Annotated in this window: 17 protein-coding genes and 1 tRNA gene; 3 read left to right on the top strand and 15 right to left on the bottom strand. The window is 62.5% G+C overall.

Features of this window, described 5'->3' with window-relative positions:
- Nucleotides 1-308: hypothetical protein (locus tag ACMV5O_RS19695; RefSeq protein ID WP_416165051.1), on the top strand; the 308-nt coding region annotated here is incomplete at its 5' end.
- 1155 nt (nucleotides 309-1463) lie between these two features.
- Here the strand turns inward: ACMV5O_RS19695 and ACMV5O_RS19690 are convergent.
- Nucleotides 1464-2891: a DUF6880 family protein gene (locus ACMV5O_RS19690; RefSeq protein ID WP_416165050.1), complete on the bottom strand. Its 1428-nt coding sequence runs from the start codon at nucleotides 2889-2891 to the stop codon at nucleotides 1464-1466.
- Between ACMV5O_RS19690 and ACMV5O_RS19685 the strand changes: the two genes are divergently transcribed.
- Complete coding sequence (locus tag ACMV5O_RS19685; protein WP_416165049.1) at nucleotides 2890-4323, top strand: hypothetical protein; 1434 nt, start codon at nucleotides 2890-2892, stop codon at nucleotides 4321-4323. The two genes, ACMV5O_RS19690 and ACMV5O_RS19685, sit on opposite strands and share 2 nt — an antisense overlap.
- A 174-nt stretch (nucleotides 4324-4497) precedes the next feature.
- On the opposite strand, the gene ACMV5O_RS19680 is transcribed toward ACMV5O_RS19685, so the two are convergent.
- The 6 genes from ACMV5O_RS19680 to ACMV5O_RS19655 form a co-directional block, all read right to left on the bottom strand.
- Nucleotides 4498-4728, bottom strand: coding sequence for a hypothetical protein (locus tag ACMV5O_RS19680; protein WP_416165048.1), 231 nt, complete (start codon nucleotides 4726-4728; stop codon nucleotides 4498-4500).
- 114 nt (nucleotides 4729-4842) lie between these two features.
- Nucleotides 4843-5286, bottom strand: coding sequence for a hypothetical protein (locus tag ACMV5O_RS19675; RefSeq protein WP_416165047.1), 444 nt, complete (start codon nucleotides 5284-5286; stop codon nucleotides 4843-4845).
- 51 nt (nucleotides 5287-5337) lie between these two features.
- A complete protein-coding gene (locus tag ACMV5O_RS19670) occupies nucleotides 5338-6069 on the bottom strand; it encodes a hypothetical protein (RefSeq protein ID WP_416165046.1) in 732 nt (243 codons plus the stop codon).
- A gap of 31 nt (nucleotides 6070-6100) precedes the next feature.
- Complete coding sequence (locus tag ACMV5O_RS19665; protein WP_416165045.1) at nucleotides 6101-6490, bottom strand: hypothetical protein; 390 nt, start codon at nucleotides 6488-6490, stop codon at nucleotides 6101-6103.
- Between the two features lie 18 nt (nucleotides 6491-6508).
- The gene (locus tag ACMV5O_RS19660) at nucleotides 6509-7693 is read right to left on the bottom strand and encodes an AAA family ATPase (protein ID WP_416165044.1); all 1185 of its coding nucleotides are present in this window, start codon (nucleotides 7691-7693) and stop codon (nucleotides 6509-6511) included.
- Entirely contained in the window at nucleotides 7690-8328 is a 639-nt protein-coding gene (locus ACMV5O_RS19655) for a hypothetical protein (RefSeq protein WP_416165043.1), read from the bottom strand. Before ACMV5O_RS19655 ends, ACMV5O_RS19660 begins: the two co-directional genes overlap by 4 nt.
- 31 nt (nucleotides 8329-8359) lie before the next feature.
- Here ACMV5O_RS19655 and ACMV5O_RS19650 point away from each other — a divergent pair, with 31 nt between their 5' ends.
- A complete protein-coding gene (locus ACMV5O_RS19650) occupies nucleotides 8360-8710 on the top strand; it encodes a helix-turn-helix domain-containing protein (protein WP_416165042.1) in 351 nt (116 codons plus the stop codon).
- A gap of 285 nt (nucleotides 8711-8995) precedes the next feature.
- Here ACMV5O_RS19650 and ACMV5O_RS19645 read toward each other — a convergent pair whose 3' ends face one another.
- From ACMV5O_RS19645 to ACMV5O_RS19610, 8 genes are all read right to left on the bottom strand, one after another.
- Nucleotides 8996-9142 carry an SOS response-associated peptidase family protein gene (locus ACMV5O_RS19645; protein ID WP_416165052.1) on the bottom strand — a complete coding sequence of 49 codons (147 nt, stop codon included), beginning with the start codon at nucleotides 9140-9142 and terminating at the stop codon, nucleotides 8996-8998.
- A 47-nt stretch (nucleotides 9143-9189) separates the two neighbouring features.
- Nucleotides 9190-9393 carry a hypothetical protein gene (locus tag ACMV5O_RS19640; protein ID WP_416165041.1) on the bottom strand — a complete coding sequence of 68 codons (204 nt, stop codon included), beginning with the start codon at nucleotides 9391-9393 and terminating at the stop codon, nucleotides 9190-9192.
- 436 nt (nucleotides 9394-9829) lie between these two features.
- A complete protein-coding gene (locus ACMV5O_RS19635; RefSeq protein WP_416165040.1) occupies nucleotides 9830-10351 on the bottom strand; it encodes a hypothetical protein in 522 nt (173 codons plus the stop codon).
- 238 nt (nucleotides 10352-10589) lie between these two features.
- On the bottom strand, nucleotides 10590-10823 hold the full coding sequence (locus ACMV5O_RS19630; protein WP_416165039.1) for a helix-turn-helix transcriptional regulator: 234 nt from the start codon (nucleotides 10821-10823) through the stop codon (nucleotides 10590-10592).
- A 265-nt stretch (nucleotides 10824-11088) separates the two neighbouring features.
- Entirely contained in the window at nucleotides 11089-12333 is a 1245-nt protein-coding gene (locus ACMV5O_RS19625) for a tyrosine-type recombinase/integrase (RefSeq protein WP_416165038.1), read from the bottom strand.
- Between the two features lie 175 nt (nucleotides 12334-12508).
- Nucleotides 12509-12584 (bottom strand) — tRNA-Ala (locus tag ACMV5O_RS19620).
- Between the two features lie 109 nt (nucleotides 12585-12693).
- Nucleotides 12694-13806, bottom strand: coding sequence for an L-threonylcarbamoyladenylate synthase (locus ACMV5O_RS19615; protein WP_416165037.1), 1113 nt, complete (start codon nucleotides 13804-13806; stop codon nucleotides 12694-12696).
- Nucleotides 13807-13816: 10 nt separating this feature from the next.
- Nucleotides 13817-14971, bottom strand: coding sequence for a 5-(carboxyamino)imidazole ribonucleotide synthase (locus ACMV5O_RS19610; RefSeq protein ID WP_416165036.1), 1155 nt, complete (start codon nucleotides 14969-14971; stop codon nucleotides 13817-13819).
- Nucleotides 14972-14976: the final 5 nt, after the last annotated feature.

Raw genomic sequence — 14976 nt, 5'->3', positions numbered from 1 at the left:
TGGAAGACCTCGTAACCGCCAGGCAGCGACTGCTGCAGACGGTCCAGAACATCAAGCTCGCGGTACAGGCCGGCATCGTGCCGGAGGGTATCCAGAGCCGGGGATATTTGCGCCATCGGGTGTGCTTGTTGTTGAGGATGACGGCATGGATTATTCCACAGGAGTGCTTCTTGACGCCTCGTGCCAAGGTGATATCCGTGGCGTTCAGTTCGAGACCGACCGCACTACTGCCATTTCTGATCCAGAGCTCATCGAGCGTGACCAAGGTCCCGCCTGTCCAAGAGAACGGGCAAGCGAAAGGTATGTAACGCCTCTAACCAAGATCAGTGAGTGACCGCACTGGAGCGTTACATACGTTAATTCAATGCCTTAAGGTCAAGAAGCAATGATCAAAAGCAAGAACCACCGGCCCTGGACTCGAGCAGCACAGCGGGTTTACTTGTAACGGACGCGCACTCTCTTACAGGGTGTGTAACACCCTCTGAACAGCGTCCGAGGATGTCCTGAGAAACATCGGAAGACCCGATCTCGAATCAAAGGCGCCCAGCCCCTGTGAATAGGGATCCAGCCGAAAGAAGATGGAAATCGCTGAAGGGTACCCAAGAATATAGGCTTGCCAAGAAACCCCCGCCGCACAAAACGCCTCGTGCGGGATTTCCGAAAGAAGACTTCTCAAGGGCGCCCGACACTACCCTCCAGACCACGCACAGCCTTTACTGATGCTCCCCTGCGACATAACCGCTTGTCGCCCCGGAAGCTGTCTCAGACAAATCCAAAACCATTTTTTGGCAGCGGATTGTTCAGCGTTCATCTGCCCGTTCTGCTGGCAATGGTGAGAATATCTTTCTGAAAGCCTACTACTGCTTGATGGTAAACCACCTCTACTGAAAACCTTGCTGTCCCAATTTCATCTGGACCTGAGCATGTAACGTCGCCCGCTGATGCCAAATTTTCACTGGTTTGTGCTGTAACAACACCGAAAAATCACCGAACAACGCAGCTGGGTGACTTGCGGGGCAACTTTTCCAATTAAAAAACATGAATTTTCTTAATTTAGATAAACTAAGTCCCACACTTAGTTTATCCATCTTGCGCTGGACGCCTATCAAGAACCCTGTTCTGACCTTCTCACGCTATACAGAGGGCCATTAATCTCGTCAAGAAAACCGGGACAACCGTGCACACGTGCAAAATCCAGTTTTCAATCATCAGCAGCGATGTAACGCTGCACGCTGATGACAAATTTGTGCCACTCAGTGCTGTAACAACACCGAAAAGTACACGGATCGCACTGTTCGGTGACTTCATGTGCGTGCTTTTTCCTTAGAAAAACTGGCTTTTTGCAATTTAGATAAACTGAGTCCCATACTTAGTTTATCCAAATTAAGGTCGTGCCAGTTTCGTGACGAAGATGCCTGCCGCCCCCTCGCCCTATGCCATCCGCCCAGCGCACCAGAAAAGCTTCAAAGCTCGTCAAGCCGCTTCATGAAATTGCGCTTGCGCTTCCACTCGCTCCTGATCTCGCCCAACTCGGTCAGTAACTTTGCGAGCTCGCCTGATTCGATGCGCAACTGCCGGATGGCTGCGACGATTTCGAACGCGCGGTCGTAGCGCGCTCCGGACCCTTCGGCCTCGACAACGTACGGCAAGAGCCGACGGTAAAGCGCAACAGCCTCGTCGGGATGCGTCTTGCCTCGAATGTCCGCCACCTGCTGCCACAGCTTGACGGAGACGGGGCCTCCGCAGAAGACCGCCCACATCTCCTCGACATCGCCTTCCTGAAGGTGGATGCCGACCAGGTGATCGCGCTCGAAACCGAACAAGGGCGAAGGGCGGGACGCGCGATGCTGCGCAGACTTGGCCTCCCCCTTTTCCACCCGCGACCATAGCAATGCCAGCGCCCGCGCACGCAGCGCGGACTCTCGGCTGATGGCCTTGCCAACCTTGAGTAGGTCGAAGAAGGCGTTGCAGCCAGCGCGACGTTCGAAACGCTGCCAGGCAACCGTCTCCGCCTGATCGCGATCCCCGCGTTCGCGATAGAGATCGATCAGGAGGTCCTCAAGCGGATAGGCCTCGTTTATCGGAAAGGCTTTGAAGCCCTCCTCCGCCCAACGGATCGCCTCATCGAGTCGCCCATGCTCGCGGCAGAGCGTTGCGAGCTCTAGATGCCGACCGCTTCGGGAGAGATTTCTGGCTTTCGCCCGGATCAGGGCGTCCAGATCGCCAGCCTGAGCCAGCTTTCCTTCAACGATCGCTTCAATCCTATGACGCCTTGAACTAATCGAGGCGTTCCTATCGCCCGCCTCAAGGACCGGCAAGGCTTCCCACGCCTCGAAGGCAGCCTGCCAATACGCAGCCTGGCCGGGCTCACCGATCAGTTCGAAGTAATCGTCGCTGACTTCGGCAAGAAACCCCCAGCGATCCTCGAGCTGCCGTCGGAACCATGCGCGCCCTAGTTCTTCCGGGGGCACCTGAAGTGCCGCACAGGCGTCAAGATGTGTTTGGTGGAGTGCACGGATCGCGTCGTCCAGGAGCGCGGACGACTCGTGAAACTGCTCGACGGAACGCTCAACGAGATCGATTACCGCCTCGATGAGCTCAAGCAATGCAGGATCGCCGTCTCCGATGCGTGCGTCGAGCAGTCGGACTGCATCTTCCACACGATCCGCATAACCGGCGTCATCCGCCCAGCCGAAATTGCCCTCGGGCGTGAGGCTATGCCGAAGCGCCTTCTCAAGCACCCCTAAGCCCGGACGCTTCGCTGCAGTCGCCTGGGTAAGCAGGCGCTTCCAGAGTTCGGCGTTGGCGAAGGCGGCCTCGAGCAGCATCTTGCGCAATGCCGCCGTGCCAAGGCTCTCAAGGTAGTCGATGACCTGTTGCTGGTTGTCCATGGTCGTCAGTATCGAGACTCCGGGCATGGCGGTGAAAGCTCACCCGCTTGCCGTGAGGCTGGCCACCCAACAGCCCTGTCATCATTCGGCTGCGATCAGCGTGTCGGAGTGGATGAAAAAAATCGTGATATTGATGGACCGCGCCGGACATGCGCAACGCCCCCGCGCCAGTACATCGCCCAAACAACCCCGCGATTTCATGAGCACAAAGATCGACAAACCCACCTGGGAATTCGCTGCGCGCTTTCGGCGCCACGCCTTCGGCTGGAAGTCGCAGCCTGCCATCACCAGGATCCGGGAAGCCGTGTCCGAGATCAAGGCCGTAGCTCGTAAGGACCCCGTGCGCGGTGCCGAGGGCGCCGTGATGTTTCTGGTGCAACTCTCGCCGGCGATCGAACGGGTGGACAGCTCGTCGGGGTCGATCGGCAACGCGGTAAACCGTGCGATCGCCGCCCTGGCGCCTCTGATCACAAACACCCACGTCGATCTGGCGATGCGCCGCAAGTGGCTCGAAACCCTTTTCGAGGCCCACGGCACCGAGGCGATTCCGTACATCGAACCGCTGGGTGACCACTGGGGTGACCTGTGCGCGAGCCCCACGCTAGCGGCCGAGTGGGCCGACGCGCTGACCCCCACGATCGAGACGACCTGGCGCCAGTATCCGCAGGAGCATGGATATTTTCACGGCACCAACATGGGCCTCTCAGCAATGCTGGCGGCCGGACAGTACGATCGCCTTCTCGCACTGCTAGGGCAAGCCCCTTACACACTCTGGCACGATCACCATTGGGGCGTGAAGGCCCTCGTCGCCTTGGGGCGCACGGACGAGGCCTTGCAATACGCCGAAGCCCTGCGAGATCGGAGCGCCCCGAGCGGTGAAGTCGCCCGGACCTGCGAAGCCATCCTCCTGGCCTGCGGGCGCATCGACGAGGCTTACACGCGCTACGCGATCGAGGCCAACCACGCGAGCACTTACCTCGCCACCTTCCGCGCCCTCTGCAAGAAGTATCCGCACAAAGCGCCCGAGGAGGTACTACGGGATCTGGTCGATCGCAGCCCGGGCGAGGAAGGCAAGTGGTTCGCTGCCGCGAAAGATGCCGGCCTGTACGGGCTGGCAAGTGGGCTGGCACGGCGCACGCCAGTTGACCACCGCACACTCATCCGCGCCGCCAGGGATTTCTCCGAGCACGAGCCCGGCTTTGCAGCGGACTGCGCCTTGCTCGCGCTGTACTGGATCAGCGCTGGCCGGGCCCTTGAGGTGAGCACTGGTGAAATCCTGGCGGCCTTCGACCATCTGCGCGAGGCCGCCAGCCAAGCCCAGTGCCTCGACCCCGCTCTCAGTCAGCTGCAACAGATGCTGGACGCCCTGCCTGCGGAAAACATCGTGCGCCGCCAACTATATGGAAAGCTTGCGTGCCGAATTCGAGGATGAGTGCAGACACCTCGTCACCGAAGCGCGCCGATCAGGATCTCAAGGGAGGCCGGGCACTTCTCAATCGAAAAGGGGAGAACCTTCAATCCTTGCGGACCAGAGTGTCGGCCGGACGGCGCGAGCACCCAGAAAAGGGAGTGCCATCGGAGGGCAGCTGCATGCACGCGGCGCTGTTCACTCTTGTTTCACGGTAAGCGGAAGAAGCCCGAGCTCGGCTGCCAATTGACGGGGGATAGCCACCGTCACATCCGTCCCATGCGGCGTCACGTCGATCGAAACTTCGGATACCCCAGAAAGCTCCAGAAACGCTGGAAAGTCCGCTGGCGCAAGGCACTCTTCGTAAAGGTGGGCGGATGTACCGCTCACTTCATCAACTACGTACCGCAGGGTGGCTTTCGTGCTCATGACATCTCCTTAGAGTCAGGACCTCGCGCTTGTTGTCGCCACCGAACATGGCACTTTGCTGAGTACGGGCTTGCTGCATCCCGCCGATCGAATCCGGTTAGGGGCCACCCGTTGTCAGTGGGCACCCTGCTCCAGCCTCGCAGCGCTCCTTGCAACGTGCATGACCTCTGCCGCGCGGCCGCATCTCAACAGGTCGAGTGGGATGCAGCCTTGAAGGAGCGGTTCGGGATGCCGCAGGAAATCGTACAACTGCCATGCGCGTCCGGGTCCGATCAGCGCCAGCAGTTGCGGCATCACCTCGCAGACGCGCGGCTCGAACTGAAAGGCTGGAAATCGGTAAGCCCCTACCCCCTCGCCCGGAAGAACCGACAGCGCGAGCACGAGGTTCGATCGCCTCCGGCGCGACAACTCATACACAGAACACCCTGTCAGCGCGGCCGCTACAGAAACCGTCAGCATGTCGTCGCCTGCCAAAATCAGGCGTTTTGCATCTTCACCGGCCTCAAGCATGGCGGCCTCAAGAGCACGCACACTGACACCATCCCGGTTACGTGCCACGTCACACTCCTGTTGCCCGGATCTGCCCGCCCAATCCTTGCCTCCGTTGTTTCAGCTTCTCGGCTTTCCAGTCCGCCGATCACAACGGGACGCATAGGCCTCGGCGAGTCGAAACATCCCAGCCACCCGCCCGCGATCGTCACCACCGAGCCAGTGAAAGCGCAGCCCCTCGGACTCATCAAGCGCGTGCATGACCACCCCAGGCAGATTGTTGTGCCGGATGTCGTTGCGGATGACAGCCTCAAGCGCATGGGCGATATGGCGCCACCCCCGTGTGCGCACGAGCGGTAGGCGAAACTCGCGCGCGAGCTCCCAAGCCCTCAGCCTTTCGGGCGAGACCGGACGCAAATCATCCACGAAGTCATCCTCGACATGCGGCACCGTCCGATCGAGGGGGAGGTCTTCGCCTTCGTGCGCGGCACACCGAGTCTTGATCCAGCCGCGACCCGTCTGCACCCCCGGTGCGCCACATTCTTCGCAGACCATTGTGGAGAGATGGTCTGCCAGCCAGATCACGCCGGCCGTGTATTCATCGCCTCCGCTTGCATAGAAGCGCAGCCCCCCGAATTTCTCCTTGACCTGCAGTGCGACGACGGGCTTCACGCCGGTCATATCGACCCGGCGCTGAATTTCGCAGCAGAGGGTGTCGATCAGTGCATACCAGCCATTGTCGCAGCAGAGCCCCCAGCACATCGCCGTTCGGCTGGCTGGCGCGTGCCGGTCCCGAAAGATGGTCGGATAGCGACTGCAAAGCAGTTGATCGAGATCTGGATCCATTTTCATCCTTCATTCCAGGGTGGTGGCCTTTCATCCCTCACTGGCCCGAGGCGCCCTCGAACAGCAGCAGCCAAAGCACATCGGTAAGATCACGCTCTTGCTCGGCTCCGTTCAGCTGCTTCCAGACGCCCCATACGAAAGCCGCATCGTCACAATGGCCCGGCGCACCGATCAGCCCGTAGCGTCGCCCACTTCGGGTCACACAGCATCGGCTCGCCGGGTCGACGTGGCGGACCGGGCTCGACACCTGGCCCTGCGCCGTTTCACTCGCCCAGCCGACGAGATGCAGGGTGGGCACCTCGCTCCACGTTGCCGAGATCTCGTAGAGCCGCCATCTCGACAGCGCGATCTCCGGGCGATCGGCGACGGCCTCGATCGGCCATATGTACCCGCCCAGCACGCGCACGGCACGATCGTTCCTGCTCATGAGCCAGATCCGTCGCTCTCAGTGATCCACTGCTGGCGCGAATCCGAATGGCATGCGCGGTGCCAGATCATCACCAAAGAGTCCGTCGACCACTTTGACGTGTCTCTGGATGGCCAACCCCAAGGTCAGCCGAAGCCGCCGGCTTGCCTCGCGCGGCGAGATCCGCGCGTCGGCCATCCTGCCCAGCAATGTTTGGGACAGGATCGGGCAGCCCTCACGCCCCTCGCAATGTGCTTGCCACTGACGACGATAGATTTCGATCAGCTCGTTACGCGTGGGCGCGTCGATCGTGATCACCTCAAAACGCGAGCGGATCGGCGCACTGACCGGGCCCAGCTCATTGGCAGTGCCCAGCTTCCATAGTGTGGATGCGTCCATCGGAACGTCCGTCGCCTGATCAACCAGCCTGCGCGCAGTGCGAGGCTCGAGCAGGTCCAGGAGCGCGGTTTCCGTCAGGCAGCGCTCATCGCCGCCGGCCTTATCTACCTCGTCCAGCAGCAAAATCCCGTTGGCCGATTTGCCCATTGCGAGCAGCCGCCAGACTTGCCCGGGCGCAGCCGTCGACCAGTGCAGTGACGTGCCGATGATCTGAAAAGCCCCCTGGGCAGCCGCCAGCGATACCGCCTCGAGTTCGACACCGACCGTCGCTGCCAGAAGCTCGACCAACATGGTCTTACCGACGCCCGGAGGCCCAAGCAGGAGCAGTGGTTCCGGCACGAACGAGTGCTCGTAGCCTTCCGCTAGCGCACACATCGCCTCGATGGCGTCGATCGCCCGGGCGCAGTTGGGAAGCTGCTCTCGCAAATCCTCGAAATGCGTTGGGAACGGCTGGAGGAGCCGGAAGCCGGAATCTCGGCGCATATGCGCCGCCCAAGCCTTCAGCTGTTGCAAGTGTTCACGATCGCCCTTCCCGCGTGCCTTGAGCGTCGCGTCGACGGCGTCCATATCGAAGACTTGCCGCTGCATCCTCCTCTCTTCCTGGGGCTGTGGATCGTTGAGCGAGTCCGGCGTAGCCGGCACGGTGGTGGGCTCCTGGTCTTCTTCCAACTCGGCAAGGACCTCCTGAGTACGTGCCCGGCGAACCTCGGCACGGGCACACTCCAGAGCCTGCAACTGCATGGCGGGCAGCAACAGCGCGTTCCCATCTCGCGTGTAGATCTCTGCAGGCGCATAACCCGGCGTAGTCGTGTCGCGCTTCTTCATCTCGCCACCAACTCCGCGTGCCCCTCTTCGGCCCTGCTCTGGGGCGGCGCCATCCGATCCGATTGGCCATAAGCACTGATCGAGTAGATCTTCGGCAGAGGAAAATACGGGCGCGTCGGCGCCGGCGCGGTGCGCGGGTCCCGCAAAATCATCGATCGCGCCGAACCCATAGCGACGTAGCAGATCGGATCGATGTCGCCATACACCTCACCGCTCTCGACGATGTAGAGCCATCCGCTCTCAAAACGATCTTCATCCCGCAGCCCGAACAGGGCCTTGAGCCGCTCGCAACGCCAAGCCTCGCTGCGATTGAGCACGGGCGGACTCACGAGCAGGACCTCGGTCACATCGAAGTCGTGTCGCTCAAGCCGGACCAGGCTGTCGCACATGAGGTCGGGGCTGTTGAAGAGCCAGAGCCCGTCCTTTCGCGCCATCTGCTCTTCGGGGTCAGGCCAAGCATCGAGGGCTTCTTCCGGCTGCCAGATGCGTCCCTTGCTGCAGCGCTCGACTTCAGCGACGAAGAATGCGGCGCCCTGGTCGTAGAGCCTCTCGACCTGGTCTTCAAGCAGGTCCAGGCGCCAGTGCCAAGGCCTCGTAGCAGGCTTCCACTCGTCTTGATCCAGTTCGGTCTCCACACTCAGCTTCCCCCGTTTAGCAATCAACAATATGTTGTTCAGGCGCACATTATATTGTTCTAACTCGGTTCGCACAATTTATTGTGTAGCGGTCGACCACCGAACGGCTGACACTCGCGCGATGATCGACTCACTACCATCACAACGCCTCGCTGTCCTGATTCGGTCTTTGAGAACAGAGCAGCGCATCTCGCAGGAAGAGCTTGCCGAGCGTGCGGGACTTCACCGGAATTTCATCTCGCTGATCGAGCGCGGAAAGTCGCAGCCAACAGTGGACAACGTTTTTCGGCTCGCGGATGCGCTGGAGATCTCAGCCGTAGACCTGATTCAGCGAATCTCAACAACTGCAGGAAGCGGGCATAACCTGCCACGGCGATCCTGAAGCGAACAATTGCGGCAGTCGTGAACCACACATTGACCGGAGGTGTAGGTCACCGCCGGTCGCCGGCGTAAAAGGGAGAAGGGATTCAGGCAGACGGAGAACGCGTGAAAGCCGGCCCCGACCTTGATAGCAGCACGGTATTGAAACGCTAAGCGAGCGGCGTGATCAGTTGAACCCCCACGTTCCTGAGGCTCCCGACCACCTTTCCCACCGCATGCGCATCAAGGATCGCCTCGGCGCACGAGCGCAGCAACGCCCGCACGCGATCGGCCCATGTCGCCCCTTTCAGCGAGGTCCCGTAATCCTGAACGTCAGGATTCCCGGCATCCGGTCGTGCAGCGGTCGCATCGCCGCATTGGCCTCGGTGGTAACGATGGTGATCGCGCACGTGGCGTTATCGATGATGAGCCCGCCAGCACAGCACCGAACCACTCGAAGGCGCGCCAGTGGCAGCCCAGCCAAGTCCGCACGTTCTAGTCCTAGACGAACTCCACGTACTGGTGAGGGTAAAAACAGAACGTCATTACGAACAACCAGGTGCGACGCCGTTCGCTCGTGGCCGGATCGATGATGTGGGTGCCGGCGCGGAAGCCCACTTGCACGGCTTCGCCGGGTGCGAAAGTGAGACGCACCATGTTCTCAGAGAACTGCTCGCGGCCGATCTGGGCGAACAGTCGGCGCACGCTCGAGTCGTGCCCGGTAAAACCGTGTTCACACACGCTTGAGCGCGGTGTGGAGCACCACGCCGGACGCACCTTGCCCGAGCCACTGCTCAATCAGCGGCCGTTACGTGGCAACAACGACTGGACTGTCGCGAGGAGCCTCGGCTGCCCGAATGCGGCGACGATCTCGGCGCCCCCCGCCAGGGGGCGGGTCGACCCAGCCTTCGGCGCGGACTAGACTAGCTCGCGGAAGCGAGCCGCCTTGCTGCCCCATGAGTTTCGAGCCTGTGATCTCGCGCTCGGGGAGTCGCCTTGGCGCATGCACATCAGGGCTTGGCGGTACTCGTACATCTCGATGCTCCTGCAGGCCAGCCAAGACATCCATCAGACGGGAAGTGGCTCCACACACCGATCCGGCGCTAACTCCTAGGTGCCGGTCGGTGACAAGCGCTGCATATCACTCACGCAGTCCGAGCTCCTTAGCTGCGTGCCCGATATGCTTCCGCGCCGTGCGAAAGGCAACCGGTTGGAGCTTTGTGACCGCCTCAGCCGCTGCATCCATGCTCTTGTACCGGTCGTGATTCGCGCCGTACCAATCCTTGATTTCCTGCGCAATTTCGCGGTTCTCAGCATGCCGCGCATCAGCCGCCTTCTTACCCTGCCGACTGAGCAGTTCCGAGGCTGACGCTTCATCGCGCGCCTCTTTCAAGGTCATCATGTTTGCGATGATGCTGAGCTGATAGAGGCTCTGCAGCCGGTCAAAGTCCAGACCGTCGTCGCGAAGCTGCAGATCTTCGGAAGTGAGCGAGTGGTAGATCAGGCGCAGCATCGGAGGCCCTGGGCGGTCACCTTCCGATTGTGGACCGGCTTCGTCGCCGGCCTGGAGTTCAAGCGGGTGACCCGGATAGTGCTCATGGAGCAGTCCCTTGACCACATCGGCCATTCGCGCCGACTCGCGGGCGACGAACGCCTTGCTCATGTTGAAGAAGTGATCCCTGGAACCAACGATAGCCATGTGTAACCAGCAGCAAGTGCGAACGATGTATTGGGGGCCAGCCAGCGAGCCGGCCGCGACCCGAGGGCAGGTCGCGAGACGGATTCGCGACACCCTGAATCTTATCGCCCTGTGACACACCGAAGACGTGACGTATGACCTCTACTTCACCTCGCTTCGGGCAACACTCGCTCGCTCATCAGGCTTTCATCCCCACGACGTGTCACCGCCTCTCGACCCCAGCACCGGCACGGGTCCGACTGAGGACAATGCGTTCAGCAAGCCAGTGGTTCACCTCGTGCTCGATCCACCCAACCGACTTGCCACCAAGCGAAATAGGGGCAGGAAACGCGCCCGTCCTGATTCGCTCGTAAATGGTTGAACGGGACAAACCGGTGCGGCGCTCGACCTCGCGGCGCCGCATGATCAAGATCGGTTCTTGCGACATGCTATTCATATTCACACTCCATGTTGAACGGCGCCGGGACATCCCGAAGCCCATGACATGGACGATACGCATGTCGGAAAGGGGCCGTAATCCCGTCAGCATGCAGCGCCTACACGCAGGTTGCATGGAGCGCACTCAAGCCGCACGACCTACGCTCTGCCCGCAGAGCGTAGGTCGTTTCCACCTCCATAGCGGACCTTTAAGTGTCTGACAGCGCCCACACCACGCCCGCGAACATGCTAAAGAGGATTCCCTCAGCCCATACCTCACAGCGTCAAAGGACAAGCTCATCATCACCTTCTGAAGGCGACGACGTTCCTCGACGCCCCTTCTCCCTTAGCTGATCGAGATAATCCGACCACTTCTGCATCATCACCCGACGCGCCTTCAGAAACTTGGTGCGGTTATAGGTATCGCCAAGTGGATCCGGCACACCATGCGCGAGTTGGTGCTCGATCACTTCTGGCTCTACACCAAGCTCTTCGTGGAGGATGGTGCGCGCCATTGCGCGAAAGCCATGCCCCGTGATGTCCTTCTTGGTGTCATAGCCCATGCGCTGCAGTGCGGCGTTGACCGTACCGTCAGACATCGCCTTGCGAGGGTCGCGGCCCGCGAACACATGCTTTCGGTCGCCGGTAAGGGGATGAAGGTCCTTGAGGATCTGAACCGCTTGACGGGAGAGCGGAACGAGGTGGTCTCGCCCACCCTTCATCCGCGCACCAGGAATCAGCCACTCCTCCCGCTCAAAGTCGATCTCAGCCCATTCCGCGCCGCGCAGCTCCCCGGGGCGAACAAAGAAAAGGGGTGCCAGGCGCAGCGCAGATCGAACGACGAGCGTCCCTTTGAAGCCGTCAATCGCACGCATCAATGCGGCAACTTCGTCGAGGTCGGTAATCGACGGAAAGTGCTCGGGCTTGGGCTTCTTGACGATCCCTTTAAGGTCTGTCGTGGGATCTCGCTCCGCGCGCCCCGTCCCGACTGCGTAGCGCATGACTTGTCCAATGGTCTGCTTCGCCCGGTAAGCGGTGTCCGCTGCACCTCGGTCATAGATCCGCTGGCAGCACGCCAGCACATCCATCGGCTTGATCTTGGAGACGGCGACCTTTCCGATCCATGGAAAAACGTCCTTCTCGAACCGCTGGATGATCTTGCTAGCGTGCCCGGGTGCCCACTCGGAGTCGACTCGCTCCTTTTCGAACCACTCCCGTGCGACAGCCTCGAAAGTATGCACGGTATCCGCGACACGCTCGGCCTCATCCGCCTTTCGCACCGCGCTGGGGTCGACGCCGTTCGCGATCAACGCGCGCGCCTCGTCACGCCGAGTACGTGCGGCCTTCAATGAAACATCCGGATAGACCCCGAGGCTAAGCCGTTTCTCCTTCCCCCCGATGCGGTACTTGAGACGCCACCACTTCCCTCCGCTCGGAGCGACTTCGAGGTACAAGCCCTTCTCGTCGGCGTACTTGCGAGTTTTTGTGGCGGGCTTGAGTGCCTTGATCTGCGTGTCTGTGAGGGGCATCTGGGGGCAACTCCTTAGGTGATTGGGGGCATCTCGAACAGTTGCCCCCAATGTTGCCCCCACCAGCCTCAGGCTTTCAATAGCCATCCTCGGACCACTTCGGACGTAAAAAAAGCCGAAAACCCTAAATTTTCAATGGGTTCCGGCTTTTTTCGGACTACTTCGGAAGTGTTCGTGGTGGACCGAAGGAGGATCGAACTCCCGACCTCTGCATTGCGAACGCAGCGCTCTCCCAGCTGAGCTATCGGCCCTGAAAGAGCGCGCATTATAGAGAGCCGCCCCCTTAAATGGAAGCCCCTGCGACGAGTCCTGCACCGTCCTGGCGCGACAACCCGCTTTCACGCGCCGCGGCCTTGGGGCTTATGCCTCCGCGCTGCCCGACCCCACGGCCGCGCGGCCAAGGCGGTCGGCGACCGCGCGCCAGCCCGGACCACCCGGAAGCGCCTCGATCAGGATGAAGTCTGCTCCCACTGCGTCGAGTGCACGCAGGCTGGCGTACAGGCCCTGCGCGTAGGTGGCGGGTTCGGCAGGCAGGGTGCGCCAGGTCAGCCGTGCGTCGCGCGGGTCGGGCGTGGAGTGGGCGAGGACGGTAACGCGGCTGCCCTCGCCCGCGAGCGCGACGGCTTCGTCGACGAGCAGCGCGGGCTCGACCAGGCGCAGAGGCGTGCGCGGAGCGTAGTGGGCGGCCAGCGCGCCGGAGACGCGCGGGGCGGCGTCGGTTGCGGCGGGCGGGGCCGCGCCCTTGCCCCCGGCGCCTGCAAGGTCCGCACGCCCCTGCCCGGCCGCCGTCTCATCGACCGCCGGCTGCGCCTCGCCCCGCACCCGCGGCAGGCGCCCGATCACGCGCGCGATGTCCTCCGGGCCGATCGCACCCGGACGCAGGATCTCCGGTACGTCGCGCGAGAAGTCGAGGATGGTGGATTCGATGCCGACCTCGCAGGCGCCGCCATCGAGGATCATCGCCACGCGTTCGCCGAGTTCTTCGTGCACGTGCGCGGCGGTGGTGGGACTGATGCGACCGAAGCGGTTGGCGCTGGGCGCGGCCAGGCCGCCGTCGAAGGCGCGCAGCAGCGCGAGCGCGACCGGATGCGCGGGCACGCGCAGACCGACGGTGTCCTGGCCGCCGGTGACCTCATCGGGCACCTCGGGCGTGCGCTTGAGGATCAGCGTCAGCGGGCCGGGCCAGAAGGCGCGGGCGAGCGCGAGCACGTCCTTGGGGATGGTGGCGGCCCACTGCGGCAGGTGTTCCGCCGAGGGCAGGTGCACGATCAGCGGATGGTCGGCGGGGCGGCCCTTGGCGGCAAAGATCTTCTTCACCGCCGCAGGGTCGAGCGCGTCGGCGGCGAGGCCGTACACCGTCTCGGTCGGCATGCCGACGATGTCGCCCGCGCGCAGCAGGGCCGAGGCTTCGGCGATGGCCGCAGGCGTAGGCGATGCGATGCGGCCGCGCGGTGCGGCCCCGGTGGCGCTCATCGCTGCGCGCTCACTCGTCGCGGATGCCGATCGCGGCACGCGCGCCGAGCGCGCGCTCGAGCACGGCCTCGGCATCGTCACCGGTCACGACGAAGTGGCCCATCTTGCGTCCCGGACGGGCGTGATGCTTGCCGTACAGGTGCAGGCGCAGGCCGGGCACGGCGTGCAGCACCGACCAGTCGGGCTCGCGGTAGACGCCATGACCCTTGCCGTCCTCGTACCACAGCTCGCCGAGCAGATTGACCATGACCGCCGCCGAATGCTGGCGCGGCGTCGCGAGCGGCAGGCCGGTGAGCGCCCTCACCTGCTGCTCGTACTGGCTGACATCGCAGGCGTCGATGGTGTGGTGGCCGCTGTTGTGCGGACGCGGCGCCATCTCGTTGACCACCAGCTCGCCGCGGCAGACGAAGAACTCGACCCCCAGCGTGCCGACGTAGCCGAGCTTGTCGGCGATGCGCTCGGCGATCTCCTGCGCGTTGTCCCTCAGGCAAGCAGACGCCCGCGCCGGCGCGATGGTGACGTCCAGGATGCCGTTGCGGTGGCGGTTCTCGCCGGTCGGGAAGCAGCGCACCGTGCCCGCCTCGTCGCGCGCTAGCACCACCGACACCTCGTAGTCGAGCGCCAGCATCTTCTCCAGCACGCAGGGTTCGCCCTTGAAGTGCTGGAAGGCGGCCACCGCCGCGTCACGATCGGCGACGCGGGCCTGGCCCTTGCCGTCATAGCCGAAGCGCGCCACCTTGAGGATGGCCGGGAACAGGCCGGCATTGGCGGCGCGCACCTCGTCCTCGCTGCGGATGACGGCGAAGGGGCCGTGCGGCAAACCGTTGTCGGCGAGGAAGGTCTTCTCGGCGATGCGGTTCTGGCACACCGCGACCGCGCTCGCCGCCGGATGCACCGGGATGAACTTGGAGAGGTAGTCGAGCGTGTCGGCGGGGACGTTCTCGAACTCGGTCGTCACCGCGGCGCATTCACTGCCCAGGGTATCGAGGGCGACGTAGTCGTCGTAGGCGGCGACCAGGTGGCGGTCGGCGATCAGGCCGGCGGGGCTGTGCGGGTCGGGGTCGAGCACCCAGACCTTGTAGCCCATCTCGTGCGCGGCCGAAACGAAAAAGCGGCCGAGCTGGCCGCCGCCGAGCATGCCGAGGGTGGCAGGCGGGAGGATCATGATGC

This window comes from Thauera sp. WH-1 (assembly GCF_047806685.1).
Taxonomy (GTDB): Bacteria; Pseudomonadota; Gammaproteobacteria; order Burkholderiales; family Rhodocyclaceae; genus Thauera.
Note: the sequence above shows the minus strand (reverse complement) of the source record. Positions and strands in the feature narration are given on the sequence as shown.